Origin of the sequence: Cytophaga sp., from assembly GCF_051961495.1 — a bacterium.
Taxonomy (GTDB): Bacteria; Bacteroidota; Bacteroidia; order Cytophagales; family Cytophagaceae; genus Cytophaga.
On sequence record NZ_JBQCDF010000062.1, the window covers coordinates 1 to 7,123 of the forward strand.

At 41.6% G+C, this 7,123-nt stretch carries 5 protein-coding genes; 2 read left to right on the forward strand and 3 right to left on the reverse strand.

Annotated features, from left to right (window positions below):
• Nucleotides 1–40: 40 nt before the first annotated feature.
• Nucleotides 41–1,009 (reverse strand): tryptophan--tRNA ligase, encoded by a 969-nt coding sequence (gene trpS / locus ACTHJT_RS02975; RefSeq protein WP_440236260.1) that lies wholly within the window; start codon nucleotides 1,007–1,009, stop codon nucleotides 41–43.
• Between the two features lie 194 nt (nucleotides 1,010–1,203).
• Here trpS and ACTHJT_RS02980 point away from each other — a divergent pair, with 194 nt between their 5' ends.
• Complete coding sequence (locus tag ACTHJT_RS02980; protein ID WP_440236262.1) at nucleotides 1,204–2,337, forward strand: DUF1573 domain-containing protein; 1,134 nt, start codon at nucleotides 1,204–1,206, stop codon at nucleotides 2,335–2,337.
• Nucleotides 2,338–2,531: 194 nt separating this feature from the next.
• The gene (locus ACTHJT_RS02985) at nucleotides 2,532–4,163 is read left to right on the forward strand and encodes a glycerol-3-phosphate dehydrogenase/oxidase (RefSeq protein ID WP_440236264.1); all 1,632 of its coding nucleotides are present in this window, start codon (nucleotides 2,532–2,534) and stop codon (nucleotides 4,161–4,163) included.
• Here ACTHJT_RS02985 and ACTHJT_RS02990 read toward each other — a convergent pair.
• Nucleotides 4,152–4,961, reverse strand: coding sequence for a glycerophosphodiester phosphodiesterase (locus tag ACTHJT_RS02990; RefSeq protein ID WP_440236265.1), 810 nt, complete (start codon nucleotides 4,959–4,961; stop codon nucleotides 4,152–4,154). The genes ACTHJT_RS02985 and ACTHJT_RS02990 overlap by 12 nt on opposite strands.
• Nucleotides 4,962–5,396: 435 nt before the next feature.
• Entirely contained in the window at nucleotides 5,397–6,764 is a 1,368-nt protein-coding gene (locus ACTHJT_RS02995; RefSeq protein WP_440236267.1) for a DEAD/DEAH box helicase, read from the reverse strand.
• Nucleotides 6,765–7,123: the final 359 nt, after the last annotated feature.

The following is a 7,123-nucleotide window of genomic DNA, read 5'->3' on the forward strand; positions in this document are numbered from 1 at the left end:
TTCAACTGATTATTCTTTCGCTTTTCGGGTAAATATTTGATCAATACCCTACCTTCTCACGTACGTTTTTTAATACCTCACCACCGATCGCCCAGGCTTTTTCAGCACCGGCTTTCAACTTCGCATCAATCTCGTGGGTGTTGTTCATATAGTAATTGAACAATTCACGCTGCTGGGCATATTTATTCCAGAGTACTTCAAACAAAGCCTGTTTGGCATGGCCATAACCAAAGCCTCCGGCCTGATATTTCGCACGTATATCCGCAATCTGATCTTTATCCGCAACCAGTGAATATATTTTATAGACGTTGCAGGTATCAGGGTCTTTTGGTTCTTCCAGTCCTTTGCTATCGGTAACAATGGATTTTACTACTTTCAGTAATTCTTTTTCCGGAAGAAAAATGTCGATGTAGTTGTTGTACGACTTACTCATTTTTTGTCCGTCGATGCCAGGTATTGTCATTACCTGATCATCCACTTTTACTTTCGGCAGCACAAACGTTTCTCCGTACTGATTATTAAAAGCTGAGGCAATATCCCGCGTGATTTCCAGATGCTGGATCTGATCTTTACCAACCGGCACAATGTCTGCATTATACATCAATATATCTGCAGCCATTAAAACAGGGTAAACAAACAATCCGGCATTTACATCAGACAGTTTGCTTGACTTGTCTTTGAAGGAATGCGCATTCGCCAGCATCGGGTATGGAGTGAAACAATTCAATATCCAGGTAAGCTCACATACCTGCGGGATGTCAGATTGTTTGTAAAAGATATGTTTATCTGTATCGAAACCAAAAGCCAGCCAGGCTGCCGCGACCGCATGGGTATTAGCCTTGCGCACAGCACCGTCTTTCAGGGAAGTAAGTGTGTGTAAATCTGCAATGAAAAATAAGGATTCATTGCCGGGTGTGTTTGATAATTCAATAGCGGGAAGAATGGCACCTAATAAATTTCCTAAATGCGGTCTGCCGCTGCTTTGTATGCCTGTTAATATTCTGGACATGGAGTATTGGGTTAATGTGTAAAGGTATCATTTTTTGAGTACAGAGTACAGCGTACAGCGTACAAAGTTTTAAAAGACACTTGGTTTGCTAAATGCATTCTTCTGTAATACTCTATACTCCGTACTGAGTACTCTGTACTTCTTTGGAAAGCCCATGCCGGAATGCTATATTTGAATACAATAACTATTGCCGCATGAGATTTATCATAACCGTTACCACGCTGCTTTTAAGTGTGTTTTATATGTTTACCAGCCAGGCTCAGAATCATAAGGAGATTGGTCACCTGGAATTTTCTGATACTTCATTCAATTTTGGTCCGGTGAATGAATCTCAGGGAATGCTGGCGCATGTATTTACGTTTGTCAATCTTGGTCCGGAGTATTTTGTTGTTGAAGATATTGAACCCTCCTGTAATTGCGTGACACCGGATTACCCGACCGATACTATACATGCCGGCGAGAAAAGTGAAATTGTTTTGTATGTGGATCTGATCAATCATCCCGGCGTATTCAAACATGTGGTTACGGTTAAAGGCAATGCATCCAAAGAACCGATCCGTTTGTATGTGTCCGGTTATGTAACGCCATCGCCACAGCCGTTGCCGGAGTGGGACAGAACATCGTCTTTCAAATACAGTACTGTCTATATTCAGAAGAACTATAAAAACTTTGGTACAGTATCAACCAAAGAACCTTTACAGGCAGAAATTCCTGTGTATAACAGCGGCAAGCAGGCTATTATCCTGGCTGCTGATAAAATGAAATTGCCACCTTACATAAAAGCTTCTTTGCTTCCGGTTAAGATCGAAGCAAAACAGCGGGGTGTGATCAAGTTACAATTCAATCCTAAGGTTGTTCCTGATCTGGGAAATTTTGCGCAACAAATTGAATTGATTCTGTTATCAGGAAGTGAAACGATTACAATACCCTTTGTGATTACAGCATTTGTCAAAGAAGAAGTGGCCTCAGGTGTTGCTCCTTCACAGGCCAGGATACAGGTTAGTAGGTTGGATATTGATTTAGGAATCGTTAAAACAGATGATAAAACAGTAGTGGATATAACAGTAGCCAATGTTGGTACGCAGGCATTGGATCTGCGCTCTATTCGTACTTCCTGTTCATGTGTGGAAGCGTTTGCTGATAAAAAAGAATTAAAACCCGGAGCTTCGACCATTGTAAAAATTGTTTTCGATACACATGACCGTATGGGCGTGGAAAATAAAATCATCAGTATTTTTTCGAATGATCCTGTTTCACCGATCGTTACCATAAAGCTTAAAGCTACAGTTACAGAAAGTGGAGAAGCGCCGAAACCGGCTGGACAATAAGTTTCACCGAAAGGTGTTTCAGAACTTTGGGCTTTACAACTCCGTATGTAAGTTAGTGGTCAGTAGACAGTAAACAATATATAGTAAACAGTGGTCAGTTACTGGCCGCATGTAAATGGGTTATCGCGGTCTGCTTTTATGCTGTCTGTAGAATCAACGCATTTATTCCCTTTTGAAATTTAACAGGTATTAATTTGAACTACTATCAACAACGACAAACCTTACTGGAGCACGCGGCAACTATTGAGCATGGCTTAATTGTTATTGGCGGCGGTATTACGGGCTGTGGCATTGCTCTGGATGCACAGTCCCGCGGCATCCCAACTTTGCTGGTTGAAATGCAGGATATTGCAGCAGGCACGTCGTCCCGCTCTACCAAACTGATCCATGGCGGCTTGCGTTATTTGAAACAGTTTGAATTCGGGCTGGTAAAAGAGACCGGTAGAGAACGCGCCGTGGTACATCATTTAGCTCCGCACATAACCATTCCAGAACCGATGCTGCTGCCGATTATCAAAGGCGGCTCCATGCCGAAGTGGATGGCTTCCATTGGAACATTGATCTATGATTTTTTAGCAGGTGTCAGGAAAAAAGAAAGAAGACAGGTATTAAATAAAGCTGCGACAATGGCGTATGAACCATTGCTTGCTGGCGCACGTGTGACAGGCGGTATACATTATTTTGAGTATCGTACCGATGACGCCCGCTTGACTATGGCCGTGGCCAAAACGGCTCAGGCAGAAGGAGCGGTCATGCTGACGTATACAAAAGTGATTGATCTGCTTTATGAGGCTGGTGAGATCATCGGCGTGAAAGTGCAGGACACCTTTACAGGTAAAGAATATGTATTTAAGGGAATGGAAGTGATCAATGCTGCCGGTCCCTGGGTAGATGCGCTGGATGCAAAGGATGCCTCCATCCGGAAAGATAAATTGTTGCTTACCAAAGGTGTTCATATTGTTGTTGATCATTCAAAATTTCCGGTCAGGCAGGCGGCATATTTTGATGTTGGCGACGGAAGGATGGTCTTCGCGATTCCGAGAGAAGGGAAAACCTATATCGGTACAACGGATACGGCTTACACAGGCAACAATGAAGAGCCCGGTATTACAGAAGCGGATAAAACGTATCTGCTGAATTGTGTACAACATATCTTTCCTGGAATCAAACTGGAAGTTAAGGATATTGAAAGCTATTGGTCGGGCTTACGGCCGTTGATCCGTGAAGCAAAATCCAAATCACCGTCAGCAATTTCGCGCAAGGATGAAATCTTCAAAAGTACAACGGGTTTATTGAGTATTGCTGGCGGTAAACTCACCGGTTACAGGAAAATGGCGCAGCGTATAACAGATATTATTGCAGAACGATTACAGGATGAATATCAGATCGGTGACTGTACAACCGAAACACATATTTTAAGTGGGGGGGATTTGCAGAAATACGGCGGGCTGGAAGCATTTACGCAGCAGAAACTTACTGAGATAACAGCTCGTGGTATTGATACTGAAACTGCGAAGCGTTTGATTCGATTGTATGGCAGTAATATTGATCTTTATCTGATTGAGTTTGATCACCTGGATAGCCGTTTGCAAACGACACAGTTACCGACCTGGTTGAAGGCGCAGCTGCAGTATACCTGTAAGCATGAATTCGTTTGTAAACCGGAAGATTTTATTATTCGACGTACCGCTGATTTTTATTTCAGAAGAAAAGAGGCTGAAGCATATTCAATTGCATTTATAGAGGCAATGGGCATTTTCCTCGAATGGTCGGCTGCAACAACAGCAACTTTCAAAGCTGAGTGGGCTGAGCGCTTAAAAAAATAAATCCGGGTAATCCGTAATAATACCGTCAACCCGTTGCTCAATCAGCCGGATAATCTCTTCTTTTGTATTGACTGTCCACGGAATAACTTTCATGCCAAGTTTGTGCGCGGCATTAATTTCTTTTTGATTCAGCAATTTATAATCCGGACTATAGATAGCAGGTGTGAAAGTTAAGGCCTGCAGATGTTTTGCAAGTGATCCTTCCGTTTCCACCAGGTAAGAAAGTTTTATTTCCGGATAGCGGTCATGCATGTATTCAAGCACACGCGTGTCAAACGACTGAAGTGTAAAGCGGTCGGTTATGTGAGCTTTCTTTACTTCTGCAACGACCAGGTCGCAGAATAAGGCGACATTCGGGTGATCAATATTGTCGCCGTCAATGGTAGATTTGATCTCACCATTATAATATATTTTTGAACTGATTTTTTCAGCAGTCGCAATCAGTTCTTTAAAAAGTGGTTTTACTGCAGGTACTTTTAACTGGCTCTTAAACCGGGGATGTACTTTCATGCCAACATCTATTTCTTTGATGTCTGCATAATTCATTTCATAGAGATTGAAGGAACGTTCGTTATTGATCGTTACATCAGCTCCATCTATCATTGTTGTAATTTCATGATGAAAAAAAGTATCATGTGATACCACAACTTGTTTGTCTTTCGAAATAACCAGGTCGAACTCCAGCGTGGTTACCCCCATGAGCAAAGCCTTGGTGAAAGCGGCGATGGTATTTTCAGGTAACAGGCCGCGGCATCCTCTGTGGCCTTGTATGTCGAATGAAGCGGGTACTTGGATCATAATAAGTGGTCAGTAGACAGTAAACAGTAGTAATACGTTTATTTAGTTGACGATGTTTAACAGATGCTTAAAGCGAAACGCTTAAAGCCTGACGCATAAAAGCTGAATGTTTAACGCTTTGTTCTGTTGTTATAGTATTAAAGAGTTTTAAATGAAGAGAAGACAGGTTGGTATTGTAAACCCGTTTTTCGCTTAAGCCTTAAGCTTTTCGCCTTCGGTATAAAAAAATAAACCCGGAGCAAGTGGCGGGGGGCCAACTAAACTCCGGGATCTTTCAACCAGCTATGGAATCTTAAATGATTTTATATTTTCAAAGGGGATGTCTTATCTGCCTGTGTAAATATAAAAGCGTTTATTTATTTAAGACGCTCAAATTTAATAGATGAAAATATCAAATCCAATACTTTGATGGAAATTTATTAACAATGATTAACATTATTTTTTTGGTTTTCTCGGTTGGATTGGTTTGGGTCCTTTGGCCCGCACCGGTTTGTCGTTCTTCGAGACCTTTTTTTTCTCAGGTTTGGCAGGCCTGTACGACGTACTTTTTACGCTCGTTTTTAAGTCTCTTTTCTTTTCATGGAATGCTCCTTTATAAGAAGGATCATCTTTTTTCTTGTAGAAATCTAATTCGCGTGCAAACTCCTGGCTCTCTTCAAAACTTGTCTCAGTGATCTCAACTTCCGCAGGAATTTCTTCCCTGGGAATCTGCATGCGGATCATCTTTTCAATTTTATCAATGTGATAAAGTTCTGCTTCAGTTGCAAAAGTAATAGCAATGCCTGTATTATTGGCTCTTCCCGTGCGGCCTATGCGGTGAATGTAATCGTCGTAAATGATGGGGACGTCAAAATTGATTACGTGACTTACTTCACGTACGTCAATTCCCCGTGCTGCCACATCCGTTGCAACCAGAATTTTTATTGTGCCATCCTTAAAATCATCCATGGCATTGATGCGACTGTTCTGATCTTTATTTGCATGTATGATCCGGCACGTATTTGTAGTTTTTCTGATGATGAATTTATAAATATCATCCGCAGATTTTTTTGTTCGCACAAAAACAATGGCGCGGGTCACGCTCGGGTCTTTGCGGATCAAATATTCCAATAAATGAATTTTTGTTTTAAAGTTTGGTACCTGAAACAACTTTTGACTGATCAGGACAGCAGGTGTTGCCTGCGGAGTTACTTCGATCTTCATCGGGTACTCCAGGAATTCTTCGGTTAGCCGTTCAACGCGTTCTGACAGTGTTGCTGAGAATAACAGGTTCTGTCTTTTGCGAGGAATCACTTCAAGCATCTTCCGCAGCTGCGGCATGAAGCCCATGTCCATCATCTTATCCGCTTCATCAAGTACCATGGTTCGTACTTCTTTCAGCACAAACTCTTCTTCAAGATACAAATCAAGGAAACGTCCCGGAGTGGCAACAATAATATCAACACCTTTTTGCAGTTGTTCTTTTTGCAGTTTCGTACCTGTGCCGCCATACAATGCTACAATGCGCAGGTCTGTGTAGGTTGCCAGTTGCTTAAGCGCAATTTCAATCTGCATCACCAGTTCGCGGGTCGGGCCAAAAATAAGTGCTCTTGGATTATGTCCCTGCGCGTATTTTATTTTCATCAGGATCGGCAAGGCATAAGCCGCCGTTTTACCTGTACCGGTTTGCGCTACACCAATAATATCATGCCCTGCAAGAATCTGGGGTATTGCTTTCCACTGAATTTCAGTTGGTTCAGTATAACCAGCATCCTCAATGGCATTGAGGAGTTGTCTGTTTAATTTAAGTTCTTCGAAATTCAAGACTTTGTGAATTATGAATTATAAATGATGAATTATGAATTTGCTAAATCTGGTTCAGATACCATTAATCAGAACATCTTTAGAAAATTGCTGTCATGCTGTGGTTTAAGTTCGGAAGTGTTCGTTTTAAACCATACTATACATCACAGAAGTATACATTAGATTTAGTAAATTTGACCCGAATCAAGTTATAAGACATGGGCAGTATTAAAATAAGTAATGCAAATATAGTAAATGAAGGGCAAATCTTTCAGGCAGATATCTGGATAGAAGATGGTTTGATCAGGCAGATCGGTAAAATCGATGCTATTGCCGACGAAACGATTTACGCAGCCGGTAAATATATTTTCCCGGGTGTT